We start from the raw sequence: 18,594 nt of genomic DNA, 5'->3' as shown, positions 1-18,594 counted from the left end.
GGCGACGGCTCCGACCTCGGGTGAGGGAGGTCGTAGCCGTCCCCTGCCTCAGAACAGCGGCACGCCCGGGCGCCCGGCCGGCTTCGGCGTGGCCGCGACGGTGCGGATGCCGAGCCCGTCGATCCGGACCGGAGCCTTGCTACGGGTGACGATCCGGAGCAGGCCCGAGGTCGGCTTCTTGAACGTCTTGATCGCGGCGATCTTCTGGGTCTGCGCCGGGCCGCGCCCCTGGATGGTGACGAGCTTGGTCTTGCCGAGGTAGACGTCGACGCCGCCGAACTTCGGCCCCTTGCTCAGCACCAGCGCGAGCGTGGTGGCCTTGGAGACCTGGTAGGTCAGGACCGAGCCCTTCTTGGCGACCGTCGTGAAGTCACCGCGGAACGTCGCGGCCGACGACTTGCGCTTCCACGGACCCTTGGCGACCTTGAGCGCACGGTCGTTGACCGGCACGTAGAACCGGCGGACGGCCGGCGTCGGGTCGACGTTGCCCGCGGCGTCGGTGGCGACGACCTTGAAGTCGTAGCTGCCGGCACCCAGGCTGCGGAAGGTGATGGCCCCGGTGTTGCAGGGGGCCGTGGCGCCCTTGATCGAGCACGCGTAGGTCGCACCCGGCTCGGCGGTGAACCGGAAGACCAGGTTGCGCGGCAGCTGGATGCTGCCCTGCGACGGTCCGGCGGTGATCCGGGTGTTGGGCGGCGTGGTGTCGCCCGGGTCGACCGCGCTGACGACCAGCGACGCGGCGGTCGAGGCCCCGGTGTAGCGGGGGCTCGTCAGGGTGCCGACGACCGCGTAGGTCCGCGGGGTGGCGGCGGTGAAGGTGCAGGACGCCGCCCCGGCGGTGACGGGCGCGGTGCAGAGCGCGTCTCCGGTGGTCTGGTCGGTGAACGCGACGTCGCCGGTGACGGTGCCCGGGGTGGCGTCGGTGTCGGCCACGGTGACCGACGCGGTGACCGGGCCGACGTCCTCGGCCGTGTCACCGGTGTAGGTGACGGTCGCGGCGTCCTTGGTGACGGTGATCGTGAACGACACCGTCGTGTCGGCGGCGTTGCCGGCCCCGTCGCTCACCGTGACGGTCACCGGGTAGGTGCCGGGGTCGACGGTCGGCTGGCCGGTCACGGTGAAGGTCGTCGTCCCGGGCCGGGTGCCGTCGGCCGACGAGCCGGACTGGGTCAGCACGAGGCCCGCCGGGAGGGCGGGCGCGGTGGCAGTGATGGTGTCACCGTCGACCGCCGACGCCGACGCCGTGATCTGGGGCGTCGTGTCGAGCGGGTCGGAGTGGGCCGCGGTGAACGTGCCACCGGCCGCGTTGCCACCCGTGGTGAGGGTCGGCACCGGCGGGGCGGTGACGACGAGCGACGCCGGGGACGAGGTGCCGGTGTAGCGGGGGCTCGTCAGGGTGCCGACGACCAGGTAGATCCGGGTGGCCGGAGCGGTGAACGTGCAGGACGCGACACCCGCCGTGACCGTGGCGGTGCAGAGCGCGTCGCCCGTGGTCTGGTCGGTGAACGCGACGGAGCCGGTCACGGCGCCGGACGTGGCGTCGGTGTCGGCCACGGTGGCCGAGACCGTGCGGGTGCCGGTCGCACCTGTCGTGTCACCGGTGTAGGTCACGGTCGCGGTGTCCTTGGTGACCGACACCGTGAACGAGACGACCTGGTCGGCGGCGTTGCCGGCCCCGTCGGAGACGGTGACCGTCACCGGGTAGGTGCCGGCGTCGGCGATCGCCGTGCCGGTGATCTGGAACGTCGCACCGGTGGCGGTGGTCGAGGTCGCGTTGACGACGAGCCCGGTGAGCCCGGCGGGGAGACCGATCGTCGCGGTCAGCGCCGAGCCGGCCACGGTGTTGGACTCGGCCGTGACGACCGGGGTGGTCGACAGCGGGTCGGAGGACGGCGCGGTGAACGTCGTGCCGGCCGCGTTGCCGCCGGTGGTCAGCGTCGGGGTGACCGGACCGCTCGGGGTGATGGTGATCGCGGCGTTGTTGAGGTCGTAGAAGTAGTTGTCGACCGCCTCGACCTTGATCCGGCCCTGGGTGGTGGCGACGTTGGGCCAGGTGATGGCCTCGGTGCCGTCGTTGGGGGTGCTCGCGAGGAGGACCGTGGGGTAGGTCAGGCCGCCGTCGGTGGAGAAGGAGACCTTGACGTTGGCGGTCGAGACCGGTGCGGCGGTGGTGCCGGCGACGTCCCAGGTGACCGTGCCGCTCGCGGCACCGGTGACGCTGGTGGCGGCCGTCTGCGACGTGACCTGGAACGGCGTGGTGCCGGCGACGGTGACCGCGACGTCGGCGAACGAGGTGCCGCCGTCGGAGCCGGCGTCGGCGCCGCCGAGGTCACGGGCGGTGAGCCGGAAGTTCATGGTGCGCGCCGAGGTGGGCAGGAACTCCGAGAAGCAGCGCAGGGCCGCCGTGTCGGCCGTGCCCGTGCCGGTGAGGGCCGGGCAGGAGCCGGTGGCCTGGTTGGTCGCGCCCTCGGCCACCTGGGCGACGTCGGGGAAGGACCGGGTGGGGCTGGTGCCGGCCAGGTTGAGGCCCGGCGAGTTGTACTGCACGGTGCCGGCCGGGGTCACGTTGGCGTAGGTGCCGAAGATGCGGAAGAGCGGGCCGCTGGCCTTGGTGGTGCTGTTGAGCGCGGTGCCGGTGCCGGTCTTGACGTCGTTCTGCTCCCACAGGTAGACGAGGGTGTCGCCCGCGTCGTCGGTGGCCGAGCCGGTGAGCTGGAACGGCGTGCGGATCGGGATCGTCTTGGCGGCCGGCGCGGTCACCGTGGGGTTGTGGTTGCCGGTCGGCGTCGGGTTGTTGAACCCGCCGTTGGTCTCGAGGCCACCGTTGTCGGTGGTGCCGACGATGGCGGTGAAGGTGCCGGTGGCGACGGTGACGGTCGGCTTGGGGATGTCGGTCGTGCCGGACCAGGTGATCTGGAAGCCGTTGGTCAGCGTGGGCGTGACGAGGCCCGCACCCCAGAAACCGCCGATGGTCGCGGTCGCGGCGCTGGGCTCGGCCGCCTCGACCGCGGCGTCGAGGCCGGCCTGGGTGTAGCTGGCGAACGGGACGGACTGCGGGGTGCCGCCAGGGAACGAGATGGTGAGCGTCTCGCCGGTGCCGAAGTCGCTCAGCGCGATGTTCTGGATCTCCTGCACGGGGCCGGCGGCCGAGCGCGTGAACGCGGCGATCTCGGTCTGGCTGCGCTGCGAGAAGTAGGGGTCGCTGTGGTTCTGCAGGTTGTCGATGCCGCAGATGCCGGCGTAGGCCATCACGGAGACACCGGAGCCGGGCTCGACCGACGTGCCGGCGTTGCGGTTGCCGCCGGTGCAGCTGCCGGTGGTGCCGTTGAAGGTGTGGTTGCCGGAGAACTGGTGACCCATCTCGTGGGCGACGTAGTCGATGGCGAAGCCGTCACCGGTCGGCGGCGCGAGACCGGTGCAGCCGACGGCCTTGTCGACCGTGCCGACGACGCCGAGGCCGGCGACGCCGCCCCCGTCACCGTCGGGGCCGAAGGCGATGTGGCCGATGTCGTAGGCGTCGGCGCCGATGATCTGGCCGGCGACGAGGCGGTTCTGGTCGAGGATGTCGAGGGTGCCGGTGGGCGCGGTCGTGTTGCAGCCGTCGCTGACCTGGGTCGTGGCGTAGCAGGCGAGCTGGCCGCAGCGTCCGTTGGCGCCGGTGAACTGGGCCGCGGTGTTGAAGTTGAGCGCGTCGTTGCCGGCCACGAGGTTGAGCCGGATGGAGAGGTCGTCGCCGTAGACCTGGTTGACCCGGTTCATCAGCGTCGCCTTCTCGGCGGAGACGATCGGGTTGACCACGGCCTGGTCGGTCGAGGTGGTGAACGACGTCGCGTAGGACGGGTCGGTGATCAGCGCGAGGCGGTAGGTGCGCTGGATCGCGACGGCTCCGGGACCCTCGCCGACGCGCGGGGCGGCGGCAGCGGCGCGCCGGGCGGCGGCCTCGATGCCGGGGAGCTCGGGCTCGACGAGCTTCTGCTGGGGCTCGGGCAGGTCGCTGCCGAGGTAGGACAGGTAGAGGGCGTCGTCGCCCTGGTCGGTCCCCTTGTTGGCCGGGTCGACGTACCAGGAGCCGCCGGTGCCGCGCACCGACGCGTGGAAGCCCATCGGCGTCACGTCGAGACGGATGCTCGCGGGCGCGTCACCGGTGGTCGTGCCGGCGTAGGTGGTGATCTCGGGGTGCGCTGCGGCCAGGCCGGGCTCCATCACCGGGGACTCCGCGACGGCGAACTCGACGAGCTCGCCGCTGGGCGCCGGGACGGACACGGTGACCGGCGCCTTGCCGGCGGTCTCGAGCGGCGCCCGGTCGAGCCGGCTGGACAGCGAGCCCAGGTCGAGGTGGTAGGCGGCGTAGGCCGACGGGGCCACGCGCTGCTCGAGCCCGCCGCGCTGGGCGGTGGGCTTGTCGGAGACCGCGGTCCACACGTCGGACGGGTCAGCGGCTGCGGTGACCACCCGAGGGGCGGAGGCGGCGACGGCGGTCACCGGGACGACGGCGGCGAGGCCGGCGACGACGGCGGCCGCCGTGGTCACCGAGAGCAAGGCGCGTGAACGTGGCTGGAGCGACAACGAGGGTCCTTAGAACGGAGGTTCCCGCAATGTAGGCCCCACCGCCGACAGTCGCAGCGTTTCGCGTACATGAACTCGTGACGGGCCTCTCAGGCTCCGCGGGTCAGACCGCCCGCGTGCGCACCAGCACCCCGATCTTGTCGATCCGGTGCTCCGGGTTGTCGAACTCGTCGGACCAGTAGTTGCCCTCCGCGTGGTCCTCCTGGGTGCGGCAGGTCGAGATCGTGATCATCGCCCGGGTCGGCGTCGCGCCGGGCCGGCCGGGTACGGCGGCGCGCTGCTCGCGGAGCGAGCGGGCGGAGCGGAAGGACGTGATCCGCGTCGTCGTGACGCGGTAGACGTAGACGGTGCGGCCGGCGGTCACCAAGACCCGGTCGCCGCGCTCCAGGTCGGGCAGGAACTCAAAGATCCGCGTCGAGGACGTGCGGTGACCGGTCACCTGGTAGTTGCCGACCCCGCCCGGACCGGTGCCGCCGCGGGGACCGTGCGGACTGGCCGCGACCCCGGTGTTCTGCAGGTCGTGGCCGGGGGCGTCGTCGGTGTAGCCCTCGTAGGAGCGGACCTCGAGGTCGACGATCCCGAGCCTCGGGATGCTCATCCGGGCATCGCGCGGCCGGCCGTCGCTGACGACGTACGCCGGCGGAGCCGGCTCGGGCTCGGGGGCGGGCTGGGGCCCGGGAGCAGGCGTCGCCCGGGTGGTGGGCGGCGGGGCGCCGTCGCTGGTGGGCGCCGTCGCTGGCGCAGCATCCTCTCCCTCGGCCGTCGAGCAGGCCGGGACCAGGAGGAGGACGAGCAGCGCACCCGTGAGGGTCCTGCGGGTCGGACTAGAGATCGGCAAGGCGGGGCAGCACCTTCTCGACCACGTCGGTCGTCCAGCCGACCGGGTCGTCGGTGGGCGGGGTGAGGGTGACCGTCTCGACGCCGAGGGCGGCGTAGCCCGCCATGTCGGTGAGGAAGCCGTCGGGGTCGGCCTGCGCGTCGGTCATGACGATGACGCTCTTCTCGATGGCGTCGTAGTCGGTGCCGGCGTCGTCGCAGTGGCGTCGCAGCACGTCGAGCTTGTGGGCCATGACGTCGTGGCCCTCGCCGAAGATGTTGCACATCTGGGCGTACTGGGCGACGAGCCGCAGCGTCTTCCTCTCCCCCGCACCACCGACGAGGATCGGTGGGTGCGGCGTCTGGTAGGCCGGCGGGACGTTGGCCGTCTCGGCCAGCTGGTAGTGCGTGCCGGCGTAGGCGCCGGTGTCGTCGCCCCACATCTGCAGGCACACCTGAAGCGCCTCCTCGAGCCGCTCGAACCGCTCGGAGGTCGAGGGGAACGGGACGCCGAGACCGGCGTGCTCGCGGTCGTACCAGGCCGCGCCGATGCCGAGCATTGCCCGGCCGCGCGACAGCCGGTCGAGCGTCGTGACCTGCTTGGCGAGCAGTCCCGGGTGGCGGTAGGTGACGCCGGTGACCAGCAGGCTGAGACGCACGTTGCTGGTGACGGCGGCGAGGTAGCCGAGGGTGGTGTAGCCCTCGAGCATCGGCTCCGACGGACCGCCGAGGTTCTCCATCTGGAACCAGTGGTCCATCACGGTGAAGAGGGAGACCCCGCCCTCGTCGGCGACCTTGGCCGTCTCGGTCAGCCGGTCCTCGAGCGTGGTCGGCCAGTCGGGGTGGGTGAAGTTCGCGTAGTGCACTCCCAGCTTCATGCCTTCGAGCGTAGAGCGGGGCAGGTGAGACCTGCCACAGTCCGGACGTGACCGACGACGGCGGACCCGACCGCGAGCACCAGCGACCGGACGGGGTCAACGACGCGACGGTCGAGGCGCTCGGCAAGCTGTCGGCCGCCCTCGACCACGTCGAGGACGCACGTGGGCACCTCTACGCCTTCCACCGGCTGTGCGGGAGTGCCGAGTCGACGCTCGAGGAGGCGACGGTGATGCTCCGCGACGCCGGGCACGACGACGTCGCCGACGCGCTCACCGGTGACCTGCTCGGCCGCAACCCGCTGCCCGGTCTCTGGTCGTTCCAGATGGTCGAGGCGTACGACGACGGCTACTACGCCACGGCCAGGCAGATCCAGCAGCGCGCGCTCGACGACCTCGTCGCGGGCAGGCGCCACCTGTTCGAGGCGGAGATGAAGGAGCTGCGTCGTACCCACGGGCGCACGGGCCACGAGGCGACGCCGGAGGACGTGCCCCGCTGACCTACGATCTCGGCCATGGTGCAGCGATGGTGAAGCGACGCATGGTCGGACCGCTCGGGGTGGTCGCCGCCCTGGTCCTCGCGCTCGGGCTCACGGCCTGCGGCGACCAGGAGGACGGCGACGGGTCCGGCGGGTCGGCCGCGGAGCGCACCCACGCCCCGCAGCCCGAGGACCCCAACGGGGCGCCCTGCACCTACACCGCCAGCGGCGAGGCCGCCCGCCCGGTCGAGCAGCCGGCCACGACGGCGGCCTACTCCGGCACCGTCGAGGTGACCATCGAGACCAACCAGGGCGACCTCCACGCCACGCTCGACGCGGCGGCTGCGCCGTGCACGGTCAACTCGTTCACGTCGCTGGCGAGCCAGGGCTTCTTCGACCGGACGACCTGCCCCCGGGTGACCACCGCGGGCATCTTCGTCCTGCAGTGCGGCGACCCGACCGGCACGACCGGCGGCGGCCCGGGCTACCTCTTCGCCGACGAGCTGACGGGGTCCGAGACCTATCCGGCCGGGACGCTGGCGATGGCCAACGCCGGGGCCGGCACCAACGGCTCGCAGTTCTTCGTGGTCTACGGCGACACCGACCTCGACCCCAACTACACCGTCTTCGGCACGATCGACGAGGCGTCGGTCGAGATCGTGGCCGGCATCGCCGCCGACGGCACCGAGGACGGGTCCGGCGACGGGACGCCCAAGACGCCGGTCGAGATCGACTTCGTCGACGTCGGCGAGGCCGTGGCCGGCGACCCCGCCGCCGCGACCACCAGCGCCGCCGCGGACGGCACCTGCGTCTACACCGCCGACGGCACCGGCGGCTCGGGGGCGGACCCGGTCGAGGCTCCCCCGGCCGAGCCGACCGTCGCGGGCACGATCCGCGGCACGATCGTCACCAACCTCGGCAAGCTCCCCATCACCCTCGACGCCGACAAGGCGCCGTGCGCGGTCGGGTCGTTCGTGTCGCTGGCCGAGCAGGGCTTCTTCGACGGCGCACCCTGCCACCGGCTCACCACCGAGGGCATCCTGGTGCTGCAGTGCGGCGACCCCACGGGCGGGGGCGGCGGAGGTCCCGGCTACACGTTCGGCGACGAGCTCACCGGCACCGAGACCTACCCCGCCGGCACGCTCGCCCTGGCCAACTCCGGGCCCGACACCAACGGCTCGCAGTTCTTCATCGTCTACGGCGACAGCGACCTCGACCCGCTCTACACCGTCATCGGCCAGGTCAGCCCGGCCGGCATCAAGCTGGTCACCCGGGCCGCCAGGGCCGGCGTGCAGGGTGGCGGACCGGACGGTGCGCCGAAGAAGGCGGTCACGTTCAGCAGGGTGACGGTCCGTCCGTAGGGCCTGCGGCAGGAATACCCGGTGCACCGGGTATTCCTGCAGTTCGGGGCCGATGCAACACCCCAGAACCGTCGGGACAAGCCCCGAGGTCACCGCGCAGCCCCGCTACAGCGGCCAGCTGACTCCGCTCAGCTCCTCGGACCGGGTCCATGCCGCCTTGGCGAGCTCGGGGTCGATCGCGGCCCGGCTGCGGCCGACCCCGGTCGGCCAGCCGTTCATCTCGCGCAGCCGGTGCGGGCCGAGGTAGGTGTTGCCGGGCACGTCCATGGTGGCGGCGTAGAGCGTCGGCATCGCTCCCTGCAGCGGCTTCATCCCCACGAGCCCGTGGCCCCACGAGCCGACCCAGGCGAACCACCCCTCGCCGCTGCTGGCGGTGATGCTGGTGGCGGTGCTCCCGGGGTGGGCGCCGGTGGCGCGCAGGGTCGAGCCGGCGGCGGTGAGCCGGCGCTGCAGCTCGGCGAGGAAGAGCATGTTGGCCAGCTTGGAGGCGCCGTAGGCGCCGTAGGCCGAGTAGCCGCGCTGCTCCCAGTCGAGGTCGTCGAGGCGCAGGTCGCCGCCCCGGTGGCTCTGCGACGAGACCACCACGACCCGGTCGGTGAGCCGCGGCAGCAGCAGGTTGGCCAGCGCGAAGTGGCCGAGGTGGTTGGTGGCGAGCTGGAGCTCGACGCCGTCGACGCTGCGCGAGAAGGGGACGCCGAGGATGCCGGCGTTGTTGACCAGGACGTCGACGTCGCCGACCTGGTCGGCGAACCGGCGTACGGACGACAGGTCCGACACGTCGAGCACGCGCACCTCCACCGACCCGTCGACCCGGCCGATGTCACGGACCGCCGTGGCTCCCTTGTCGGCGTTGCGGCAGGCGAGGACGACGTGGGCGCCCCGCTCGGCGAGGGTGCGGGCGGCCTCGAGCCCGATCCCGCTGTTGGCCCCGGTCACGACGAACCGGCGCCCGTCCTGGCGGGGGACGTCGGTCCAGGGACCGACGCGCGGGGTCCGTGCCATCAGGCGCCGCTTGCAGCGGGACCGGGCTCGGGCTCGGCGAGCTCGTAGGACACGTCGGAGCCGAGCCCGACGGTCCGCGAGACGGTGCAGATCCGGTCGTGGGTCTGCTTCAGGAAGCGCGGCAGGCTGGCCCGGGCGGCGTCCCCGCCCCCGCCCTCGGGGAAGACGGTGTCGAAGACGAGCCGCAGGTCCTCCATCCGCCCGCCGGACTCGTCGCGCACCTTCTGGCCCTCCGCGCGTACGTCGAACCGGCTCGGCTCGGCCCGGCGCCCGGTCAGCTCCTCGACGTTGATCGCGGCGCAGCCGGCCAGGGCCGCGAGGAGCAGCTCGACCGGGCTGAAGTCGCCGTCGCTGACGCCGACGTCGAGGGTGCCGCCGGCAGCGTTGGTGATCCGGAACGCTCCCGGGCCGACCCGGGTCAGGTGGACGCTGCGCGAGGCGTCGGGGGTGGGGCTCGTCATGGTCCCCAGGCTGCCACGTCCGGCGCCGCCGACACGCCCGGGTTCACGGCCCGCCTTGAACGTGGACGCCGAGTCCGCGACGTTGGAGGGGTCAGAGCACGACAGCGCACGACGAACCCGGAAGAGGTCGAACCCATGCTCACCCTGACCGAGAACGCCAGCACGATCGTCCGCGACATCACCACCCAGCCCGGCTACCCCGACAGCGCGGGTCTGCGGATCACCACCGACGGCGACCCCTCGTCGTTCGCGATCGCCCCGGCCGAGGCCGCCGAGCCGCAGGACCACGTCGTCGAGCAGGCGGGGGCCACGGTGTTCCTCGACGAGCGGGCCGCCGAGCTCCTCGACGACAAGGTCCTCGACGCGGCGGTCGACGACCAGGGGCAGGTCGAGTTCGCCCTCGCCCACCAGGGCTGACGGGACTCCCCGGAGCCGTGCCTCAGGGGCGGGTGCGAGGCTGGGCGGCGTGACGACGACGACGCGCCAGGTCCAGCTCACCGCCCGCCCCCAGGGCACCCCGACCCCGGAGAACTTCCGCACCGTCGAGGTCGACCTCCCCGACCTCGAGGCGGGACAGGTGCTGGTCCGCAACACCTACCTGTCGGTCGACCCCTACATGCGGGGGCGGATGAACGACGTGAAGTCCTACACGCCGCCCTTCGCCCTCGACGCCCCGCTCGAGGGCGGCGCGGTCGGCGTCGTCGAGGAGTCCAGCTCCGACACGGTGCCGGTCGGTGCGACCGTCCTCCACATGGCCGGCTGGCGCGAGCATGCCGTGCTCGGCGAGCGCGAGGCGCGGGTGGTCGACGTCGACACCGCGCCGGCGTCGGCCTACCTCGGTGCGCTCGGCATGCCCGGGCTCACCGCCTGGGCCGGGCTCACCGCCATCGGGCAGCTGCACGACGGCGACACCGTCTTCGTCTCCGGCGCCGCCGGAGCGGTGGGGTCGATGGTCGGGCAACTGGCCAAGAAGCTCGGCGCCGCCAAGGTCGTGGGCTCGGCGGGCTCGGCCGAGAAGGTGGCCTGGCTCGTCGACGAGCTGGGCTACGACGCCGCGTTCGACTACTCCCAGGGTCCGGTTGCCCGGCAGCTCGCCCCGCACGCCCCGGTCGACGTCTACTTCGACAACGTCGGCGGCGACCACCTGGAGGCGGCGATCCTGCACATGGCCGATTACGGCCGGCTGGCCCTCTGCGGGGCGATCGCCGGCTACGACAACCCGGTGCCCGGTCCGCGCAACCTGATGATGGCGATCGCGAAGCGGCTGACGCTGCGCGGCTTCATCGTCAGCGACCACGGCGACCTGGCCGGCGAGTTCTACCGCACGGTCGGGCCCTGGCTCGCCGGCGGCGAGATCCGCTACCGCGAGACCGTGCTCGACGGCCTCGACCGGACCGTCGAGGGCTTCCTGGGGCTGGCCACCGGGGCCAACACCGGCAAGATGCTCATCCGGCTCGGTTAGCCCCGGACCCGCCGGGACTACAGTCCGGGGCCGCCGGCGTCGACGTACTCCTCATGGACACGTCGCCGCGCCCCTTTGTGGTTCCCCCGCGGTTCCTCAAGAACCAACCCGATTTCGTGCCAGAAGTTGCCCGAGGAAGCCTGTGTACCCACCTCACGGCGACCCACACTCGTCCTTTCGGTCATCAGTGACTAGTCACTGGCGGTCGTTTCCCTGGTCCTGAGGACATAAGAGGGCCCAATCCTTCATTTATCCTCAAGATCTGCCGAAGGTAAGGGCATGCGCCGAACCCCCCACACGGCCCTCATGCTGGCCTCCCTCCTGATCACGGCCCTCGTGGCCCTCACCACCTCGCCCTCCTACGCCGCCCCCACCCCGACCGAGCAGGCCTCCCCCGCGGCTCGGACGCCGGGCGCCGGCACCATCGTCGGCTGGGCCAAGGCCCCGTCCGCCGTCCGCGCCGGCTCGGTCTACGCCGCCCGGGTCCGGGTGGCCGGCGCCAACCGCCCCGTCCACCTGCAGCGCAAGGTCGGCAACGGCTGGCGCACGGTGGCCAAGACCCGCTCCAACCGCAACGGTCGCGTGGCGCTCCACTGGAAGTCGCCCCGCGCGACCGGCAAGGTCACCCTGCGCGTCATGGCTCCGCGTCACAACGCCCGCCGCCTGGCCCTCACCTGGGTCCGCGTCGTCGTGGTCCGCGCCGTCCCCAGCGCCAGCCCCGCCAACGGCCCCCTCTCGCCCCTGCTGCGCGAGGTCCTGACGCTGGTCAACAAGACCCGCTCGACGGGCTACTCCTGCGGCGGCGTCGCCTACCCCGCCGTCCCGGCGGTGCAGCTCAACACCAAGCTCAACGCCGCGGCCGGCAAGTACGCCCGCCTCATGGCCGCCCGCGACTGGTTCTCGCACAACTCCCCCAACGGGGCCAGCGCCGGCGACCGGATCGACGCCGAGGGCTACCACTGGATGAGCTACGGCGAGAACATCGCCGCCGGCCACACCGAGGCCGCCTCGGTCGTCCAGGGCTGGCTCGACAGCGACGGCCACTGCAAGAACCTGATGGGCAACTACTCCGAGATCGGTCTCGGCTACGCCTACAACGCCGACTCCTACTACGGCCACTACTGGGTGCAGGACTTCGCCACCCGCTGATCCACCCCCTGCTCGACGGCCCCGCACACTCCCCCCGGTGCGGGGCCGTCGTCACCCCTCCCCGACCCGCCCCACCGGCACCACCCGCTGCACCCGCTGCACCCGTCACACCCTCCCCCCACCGTTCCGAGTCCTTCCCGAGGTCGAGTCATGCGCCGTTCGCCCCACCCCCGCTTCCCGGTTCTCCTCCTGGCCCCCCTGCTGCTGGCCCTCGTGGCCCTCTCGTCCCTGGCCTCGCCGTCGTACGCCGCACAGAAGCCCCGCGCGGCCACCGCGATCACGGGCTGGGCGAGCTCGCCCACCTCGGCCGTCGCCGGCACCGACTACGTCGCCCACGTCGACGTGACCGGCGCGCACCGTGCGGTCCTGCTCCAGCGCAGGGTCGGCGCCTCGTGGCGCACCGTCGACACCGCCCGCTCCTCCCGCAGCGGGCACGCCCGGCTCGCCTGGGACCTCCCGGCCAAGGCCGGCACCGTCGCGCTCCGGGTCCGGGTGACGCGCACCGCCCGGCGTACCGCCGCCGTCACGCCGGCCCGGCTCCTGACCATCCGCAGCACCGTCCGCGACACCGGCACCGAGCCCGGTACCGATCCCGGTACCGAGCCGGCGCCCCCGCCCGTCACCGAGCCCGACCCCACCACCCCCGAGGAGGAGGTCGTCCTCGAGGCGCCCCTCGACGAGGCGCTGGCCCTCATCAACGAGGCCCGGGCGGCGGGCCACACCTGCGGCGACACGGTCTACGCCCCGGCGCCGCCCCTCACCGCCAACGCCCGGCTGGGCCGGGCCGCCGACGACCACGCCGAGCTCATGGCCTCCCAGAACTTCTTCTCGCACACCTCGCTCGACGGCTCCAGCGTCGGCGACCGGCTGACCGCCGCCGGCTACCCCTGGACGACGTACGGCGAGAACATCGCCGCCGGCCGGACCGACGCCGCCTCGACCGTCGCCGCCCTGCTGGCCAGCCCCGGCCACTGCCGCAACATCATGAGCGCCTCGGTCACCGAGGTCGGCCTCGGCTACGCCTACGACGCCTCTTCGACCTACGGCCACTACTGGGTGCAGGACTTCGCGGCGCGCTGACCGGCGGGCCCCCGCTCGGGACGCGGGCTTCCCGGGCCGTCCTAGGCTCGGTCCCATGAGCGTCGCTTCCTCCCGCAGCCTGCTCCGCACCGAAGCCGTCGCTCGCCGCGAGCTGCTCGACGTGACGTCCTACGACGTCACGCTCGACCTCGCGTCGGACGAGGCCACCTTCGCGTCGGGCACCACGATCACCTTCGAGAGCCGCGGCGGATCGACGTTCGTCGACCTCAAGCCCACGGCGGTGACGGGGATCCGGCTCAACGACCGGCCCGTCGACCCCGACCTCCTCGACCGGGGCCGGCTCCCGATCGACACGGTCGCCGGCACCAACGTGCTGGTCGTCGACGCGGTGATGCCGTTCCGCAACGACGGCGAGGGCCTGCACCAGCACGTCGACCCGGCCGACGGGCGCCGCTACGTCTACGGCATGTCGTTCATGGACGCGGCCCCCACCGTCTTCGCCTGCTTCGACCAGCCCGACCTCAAGGCGCCCTACACGCTGCACGTGCTCGCCCCCGACGACTGGGTCGTGGTCGGCAACGCCCCGGCCACCAACCCGGAGAAGGGCCGTTGGGAGATCGGACCGACGCAACCCCTGTCGACGTACTTCGTCACGGTCGTGGCCGGGCCCTACCACCTCGTCCGCGACGAGCACGACGGCATCCCGCTCGGGCTGAGCGCCCGCCAGAGCCTCGCGAAGCACCTCGACAAGGACGCCGACGAGCTCTTCACGATGACCCGTCAGTGCTTCGACGAGTTCCACCGGCTGTTCGGGATCCGCTACCCGTTCGGCGACTACCACCAGGCGTTCGTCCCCGAGTTCAACGCCGGCGCCATGGAGAACCCCGGCTGCGTCACCTTCCGTGACCAGCTCGTCTTCGATACGCGCGTCACCCGCGGCACCCGGATCGTGCGCGCGACGACCGTGGCCCACGAGATGGCCCACCAGTGGTTCGGCAACATCGTGACGCCGACGTGGTGGGACGACCTGTGGCTCAACGAGTCCTTCGCCGAGTACATGGGCAACCGCGTCACCGCCGACGTCACCGAGTACGACGACGCGTGGACCCACGTGGCCTGGTCGCGCCGGCAGTGGGGGCTGCTCGCCGACCAGCGCCCGACGACGCACCCTGTCGCCGGCAACGGCGCCGTCGACGCGGTCGCCGCCCTGCAGAACTTCGACGGCATCTCCTACGCCAAGGGCTCGAGCATCCTCAAGCAGCTGTGCACCTCGCTCGGCGACGGCGTGTTCTTCGCCGGGGCGATCGACCACTTCACCCGCCACCGCTTCGGCAACGCGACGATGCACGACCTCTTCGCCAGCTGGGAGCAGGCCGGTGCCGGCGACCTCGGACCCGTGGTCGACCAGTGGCTGCGCGTCGCCGGTGCCGACGTCATCACCCTCGACCGCGACGCGGGCGTGCTCCGTCGCGAGCCGCCCTCCGACCACCCGGCCGACCGCGCCCACCGCTTCGAGGTCGCGTCGCTCGACAGTGGGGCGGTCACCACCACCGTCGTCGACGTCACCGGCCCCGAGACCGCTGTCGCCGGCGTCTCCGGGGCGGTCGTGCTCGACCCGCGCGAGCAGAGCTGGGGCGTCTACGTCCCCGACACCACCACCGTCAGCCGGCTCCGCGACGAGCTCCCGCTCGTCACCGACGACCTGCTCCGCGCGGCCGTCTGGAACAACCTCAAGAGCGGGTTCAACGAGGCGCTGGTCGCCCCCGACGACGTCGTCGAGCTGCTCGTCGCCGCCTTCCCGGTCCACGACACCGAGGACACGGCCCGCCACACGGTGCCGTGGATGCTCGGCGAGGTGCTGCCCGCTGCGGCACCGGGATCGGTCGCCCGGGTGCACGACGTGACCGTCTCCCTGGTCGGCACGACCGAGCCCGGCTCCGAGCTGCAGCTGTCGGCCTTCCGCACGGCCGTCCGCACGGCCGACGACACGGCGGTACTGCGCGGGTGGCTGACCGACCCGCCGGCGGGCGTCGACGTCGACTCCGACGTGCGCTGGCGGATCCTGGTCCGGCTCGCGATCCTCGGCGGTACCGACCCGGCCGAGCTCGACGCGGCCCTCGCCGCCGACAAGACCGCGGCGACCCAGGTGTCGCACACCGAGGCCGTGACCTCGCTGCCGACGGCGGAGGCCAAGGCCCTCGCGTGGCAGATGTTCAGCGGCGTGGTCGACGTCCCCAACTACGAGCTCGTCGCCGCCGGGCACGGGCTGTGGCGCGGGGGTCAGCACGACGTCACGGCCCCCTACGTCGAGCGCTACTTCGCCGAGCTGCCGGGGACCTCGCAGGTGCGGTCGGGGTGGGTGCTGGCACTCGCAGCCGACGCGTTCTTCCCGGGGACCTTCGTCGACGACGACACCCTCGCGCGCGCCCGGGCGCTGCTGGCCGGCGGGAGCCTCGAGCCCGCGGTGCAGCGCCGCGTCGCCGACCGGGCCGACGAGCTCGCCCGTCGCCTGGCCGTGCGCTCGGCCTACCCGGCGTCGTGAAGGACCGCCGTCCCGGCCCGTCCGTGCGGGTACGGGTCCACGAGGGCGACGTCGCCCGCGAGGACCGCGTCATCACCGAGGAGCCGCTCGAGATCCGGCTGCAGTGGCCCGGCGTGCCCGCACGTCGGGTGTGGGTGACCATGCGGACCCCTGGGCACGACTTCGAGCTCGCTGCCGGCTGGGTGGTGCACGAGGGCATCGCCCCGACCGTCCACGGCGTCGCCTACTGCACCGACACGTCGTTGGCCCCGGAGCAGGAGTTCAACGTCGTCACCGTCACCCTCGACGGTCCGCCCGCGGCCCTCCCCCACCAGCACGACGCCCTGTCGGCCGGCTCGTCGGCGTGCGGCGTCTGCGGCTCCGACAGTGTGAGCAGTGCTCTCGAGACGGTCGGACGTCGCTGGGAGGGCCCGCTGCCCGCGCTCGACGTCGTACGACGCCTTCCCGACGCCCTGCGCCCCCAGCAGAAGCTGTTCGACCGTACCGGCGGCGTCCACGCGGCCGGGCTCGCGACCGCCGACGGCGAGGTCCTGGTCGTGCGCGAGGACGTCGGCCGCCACAACGCGGTCGACAAGGTGACCGGTGCGCGGGTGCTCGCCGGCCTGCCGACCGCCGAGGCCTGCCTCGTGGTCAGCGGGCGCGTGGGCTTCGAGCTGGTGCAGAAGGCCGTGACCGCCGGCATCGGGTCGATGGTGGCGGTCGGGGCGCCGACCAGCCTGGCCGTCGCGCTGGCGGAGCGGGCCGGGCTGGTGCTGCACGGCTTCACGTCGGCGCAGCGCTCGGTCCGCTACACCTGAGGCCGGCCCCCACGGCGTGGGTGCGCCGGGCTGTCGGTGGCCGCCTCTAGCGTTCGGGACATGCGCATCCTCCACACCTCCGACTGGCACCTCGGCCGGTCGTTCCACCGTGAGGGGATGCTCGGCCACCAGGCCGACTGGGTCGACCACCTGCTCGAGGTCGTCGAGTCCGAGCAGGTCGACCTGGTCGTCGTGGCCGGCGACGTCTACGACCGGGCGCTGCCGCCGGTCGACGCCGTACGCCTGGCCGACGAGGCGCTGGTGCGGCTGGCCCGCTCGCGGGCGTCGGTCGTCCTCACCAGCGGCAACCACGACTCCGCGCAGCGGCTCGGGTTCTCCTCGCGGCTCATCGACGCCGCGGGCGTCCACCTGCGCACCGACGTCTCCGCCGTCGGCACCCCCGTCGTGCTCCGCGACGACCACGGCCCGGTCGCGGTGCACGGCATCCCCTACCTCGACCCCCACGCCGTCGCCGAGCCCTGGTCGCTGGCCGAGCGGTCCCACGAGGCCGCGCTGACCGAGGCGATGACCCGCGTGCGACGTGACCTCGCCGCTCGCAGCGGCACCCGCTCGGTGGTGCTCGCCCACGCCTTCGTCGCCGGCGCCCAGCCCTCCGACTCCGAGCGCGACATCACGGTGGGCGGCGTCGCCCGGGTGCCGACGAGCGTGTTCGACGGCGTCGACTACGTCGCGCTCGGCCACCTCCACGGGCCGCACGTGCTGGCCGACCACGTCCGCTACAGCGGCTCGCCGCTCGCCTACTCCTTCTCCGAGGCCGACCAGCGCAAGGGCTCGTGGCTCGTCGACCTCGACGCCGCCGGGCGGGTGCACGCGTCGTGGATCGAGGCGCCCGTCCCTCGGCGGCTCGCCCGGCTGCGCGGCACCATCGACGAGCTGCTCGAGCGCCCCGAGCACGCCTGGGCCGAGGACTGCTGGGTCGAGGCCACGCTCACCGACGTCGGCCGGCCGCTCCAGGCGATGGACCGCCTGCGCCGCCGCTTCCCCCACACGATGGTGCTGTCGTTCGCCGGGGCGCGCCCCGCGCTGGGTGCCCCGCCGGCCGCGGCCACCCACGCCCGGCGCGACCACGAGGTCGCCCACGAGTTCATGGTCGAGCTGCGCGGGGTCGAGCCCGAGGCCGACGAGGTCGACCTCCTCTACCGCGCCGTCGACGCCTGCTGCGACGACCCCGAGGTCGACGCGCTCTTCCGCGAGCCCGTCGACGCCGACGCGGGCGGGTCCGGATGAGGCTCCACCGGCTCCAGGCCCAGGCGTTCGGGCCGTTCGCCACGCGGGTCGACGTCGACTTCGACGAGCTCTCCGAGGCCGGGCTCTTCCTCCTGTCGGGCGCCACCGGCGCGGGCAAGACCAGCGTGCTCGACGCCGTCTGCTTCGCGCTCTACGGCGACGTGCCCGGCGACCGCAGCGCCGCCAAGCGGCTGCGGTGCGACCAGGCCGAGCCCGGGGTCGTCCCGCTCGTCGAGCTCGAGGTGTCCCTGTCCGGGCGCCGCTTCCGCTTCGTCCGCTCGCCCGCGTGGGAACGACCCAAGAAGCGTGGCACCGGCACGACCACCGAGCCCGCCAAGGTGACGGTGTCCGAGCTCGTCGGCGGTGCGTGGCAGCCGCTGTCGAGCCGGCTCGACGAGGCGGGCGACCTCGTGAGCCGGGTGGTCGGCCTCACCCAGACCCAGTTCACCCAGGTGGCGATGCTGCCGCAGGGCCGGTTCCAGGCGTTCCTGCGGGCCCGCTCCGACGACCGCCACCGGCTGCTCCAGCAGCTCTTCCGCACCGGTCGCTTCGAGGCCGTGGAGCGCTGGCTCGCCGAGCGACGCCAGGCGCTCGGACGCGACGACACGCGCCACCACGAACGCGTCGCCGACGTCGTCAGCCGGGCCACCGAGGCCGCGGCCGCGCCGCTGCCCGAGACCATCGACCTCCACGCGCTCAGCCTTGCGGCCGACGACGGCACGCTCCGCGCGTGGGTGGCCGAGGCTGTTGCGGCGAGCGCCGCAGCCGGGGTGGCCGCCGAGGAGCGGCTGGTGG

The 18,594-nt window shown here is 73.1% G+C and carries 15 protein-coding genes; 10 read left to right on the top strand and 5 right to left on the bottom strand.

Annotated elements, in window-relative coordinates; genetic code table 11:
• Positions 1–48: 48 nt before the first annotated feature.
• The 3 genes from Q7T52_RS01940 to Q7T52_RS01930 all read right to left on the bottom strand — a co-directional run bounded on the left by Q7T52_RS01940 (position 49) and on the right by Q7T52_RS01930 (position 6,260).
• Complete coding sequence (locus Q7T52_RS01940; RefSeq protein ID WP_304799038.1) at positions 49–4,530, bottom strand: M12 family metallo-peptidase; 4,482 nt, start codon at positions 4,528–4,530, stop codon at positions 49–51.
• A 139-nt stretch (positions 4,531–4,669) separates the two neighbouring features.
• Entirely contained in the window at positions 4,670–5,164 is a 495-nt protein-coding gene (locus Q7T52_RS01935; RefSeq protein WP_304799037.1) for a sortase domain-bontaining protein, read from the bottom strand.
• A 226-nt stretch (positions 5,165–5,390) separates the two neighbouring features.
• Positions 5,391–6,260: an LLM class F420-dependent oxidoreductase gene (locus tag Q7T52_RS01930; protein WP_304799035.1), complete on the bottom strand. Its 870-nt coding sequence runs from the start codon at positions 6,258–6,260 to the stop codon at positions 5,391–5,393.
• Positions 6,261–6,307: 47 nt separating this feature from the next.
• Between Q7T52_RS01930 and Q7T52_RS01925 the strand changes: the two genes are divergently transcribed.
• Together Q7T52_RS01925 and Q7T52_RS01920 are read left to right on the top strand one after the other, a co-directional pair.
• Positions 6,308–6,757: a hypothetical protein gene (locus Q7T52_RS01925; RefSeq protein WP_304799034.1), complete on the top strand. Its 450-nt coding sequence runs from the start codon at positions 6,308–6,310 to the stop codon at positions 6,755–6,757.
• Positions 6,758–6,783: 26 nt separating this feature from the next.
• Entirely contained in the window at positions 6,784–8,097 is a 1,314-nt protein-coding gene (locus Q7T52_RS01920) for a peptidylprolyl isomerase (protein WP_304799033.1), read from the top strand.
• A 105-nt stretch (positions 8,098–8,202) separates the two neighbouring features.
• Here Q7T52_RS01920 and Q7T52_RS01915 read toward each other — a convergent pair whose 3' ends face one another.
• Entirely contained in the window at positions 8,203–9,099 is an 897-nt protein-coding gene (locus tag Q7T52_RS01915) for an oxidoreductase (protein WP_304799032.1), read from the bottom strand.
• Positions 9,099–9,560 (bottom strand): OsmC family protein, encoded by a 462-nt coding sequence (locus Q7T52_RS01910; protein ID WP_304799031.1) that lies wholly within the window; start codon positions 9,558–9,560, stop codon positions 9,099–9,101. Before Q7T52_RS01910 ends, Q7T52_RS01915 begins: the two co-directional genes overlap by 1 nt.
• Positions 9,561–9,695: 135 nt before the next feature.
• Here Q7T52_RS01910 and Q7T52_RS01905 point away from each other — a divergent pair, with 135 nt between their 5' ends.
• The 8 genes from Q7T52_RS01905 to Q7T52_RS01870 all read left to right on the top strand — a co-directional run.
• Positions 9,696–9,977: a Fe-S cluster assembly protein HesB gene (locus Q7T52_RS01905; RefSeq protein ID WP_304799030.1), complete on the top strand. Its 282-nt coding sequence runs from the start codon at positions 9,696–9,698 to the stop codon at positions 9,975–9,977.
• Positions 9,978–10,026: 49 nt separating this feature from the next.
• On the top strand, positions 10,027–11,022 hold the full coding sequence (locus Q7T52_RS01900) for an NADP-dependent oxidoreductase (RefSeq protein ID WP_304799029.1): 996 nt from the start codon (positions 10,027–10,029) through the stop codon (positions 11,020–11,022).
• Between the two features lie 279 nt (positions 11,023–11,301).
• Complete coding sequence (locus tag Q7T52_RS01895; RefSeq protein ID WP_304799028.1) at positions 11,302–12,171, top strand: CAP domain-containing protein; 870 nt, start codon at positions 11,302–11,304, stop codon at positions 12,169–12,171.
• A 150-nt stretch (positions 12,172–12,321) separates the two neighbouring features.
• Entirely contained in the window at positions 12,322–13,251 is a 930-nt protein-coding gene (locus Q7T52_RS01890) for a CAP domain-containing protein (protein ID WP_304799027.1), read from the top strand.
• A 55-nt stretch (positions 13,252–13,306) separates the two neighbouring features.
• Positions 13,307–15,754 carry an aminopeptidase N gene (gene pepN / locus Q7T52_RS01885; RefSeq protein ID WP_304799026.1) on the top strand — a complete coding sequence of 816 codons (2,448 nt, stop codon included), beginning with the start codon at positions 13,307–13,309 and terminating at the stop codon, positions 15,752–15,754.
• Entirely contained in the window at positions 15,751–16,551 is an 801-nt protein-coding gene (locus Q7T52_RS01880) for a formate dehydrogenase accessory sulfurtransferase FdhD (protein WP_304799025.1), read from the top strand. Before pepN ends, Q7T52_RS01880 begins: the two co-directional genes overlap by 4 nt.
• A 60-nt stretch (positions 16,552–16,611) precedes the next feature.
• Positions 16,612–17,799 carry an exonuclease SbcCD subunit D gene (locus Q7T52_RS01875; RefSeq protein ID WP_304799024.1) on the top strand — a complete coding sequence of 396 codons (1,188 nt, stop codon included), beginning with the start codon at positions 16,612–16,614 and terminating at the stop codon, positions 17,797–17,799.
• Positions 17,796–18,594: SMC family ATPase (locus Q7T52_RS01870; protein ID WP_304799023.1), on the top strand; the 799-nt coding region annotated here is incomplete at its 3' end. The genes Q7T52_RS01875 and Q7T52_RS01870, both read left to right, overlap by 4 nt.

It is taken from the genome of Nocardioides sp. (genome assembly GCF_030655615.1).
In the GTDB taxonomy this organism is placed as follows: Bacteria; Actinomycetota; Actinomycetes; order Propionibacteriales; family Nocardioidaceae; genus Nocardioides.
The sequence above is the reverse complement of the archived record's forward strand: the minus strand, read 5'-3'. Positions and strand labels throughout refer to the sequence as shown.